This is a genomic window from Vibrio sp. 10N.222.52.C12 (genome assembly GCF_041474215.1).
Lineage (GTDB): Bacteria > Pseudomonadota > Gammaproteobacteria > Enterobacterales > Vibrionaceae > Vibrio > Vibrio crassostreae_C.
On record NZ_JBFRTR010000101.1, the window covers coordinates 1 to 476 of the forward strand.

Below are 476 nucleotides of genomic sequence, written 5' to 3' on the forward strand. Positions count from 1 at the left end.
GGCAAGGCTGATAAGGCGCTGGCTAAAATCCAAAAACTCTACGGGATAGAATCACGCTTAAAAGGTGCGCCTGCCGAAGAGCGAAAAGCAGAGCGTCAAGCGCTTGCCAAGCCGATACTGGATGAGCTTTACCAATGGATGACAACCCAGAAGGTGATAGGCTCTAGCCCACTAGGCAAAGCAATAAAGTACACGCTCGGGCAATGGCCTAAACTCATTCGTTATATCGACGATGGTCACTTATCTATTGATAATAATCGCGCTGAACGCGCAATTAAACCACTGGTCATTGGCAGGAAGAACTGGCTGTTCTCTAACACACCAAACGGTGCTGATGCGAGCGCGATGCTTTACAGCATCATCGAGACCGCGAAAGCCAACGGTCTTATCCTCTACGACTACATGGTCAAGTGCATGAAAGAGCTGGCGAAAGCTGAGCCTGATATCGACGCACTCCTGCCTTGGAACTTCAAACA

1 protein-coding gene is annotated in these 476 nt (G+C 49.4%); it reads left to right on the plus strand.

Going from position 1 to position 476, the window contains the following annotated elements; all coding sequences use genetic code 11:
- Window positions 1–476 (plus strand): transposase (locus AB4623_RS18235; protein WP_372147108.1); only part of this gene is annotated, 476 nt, incomplete at both ends.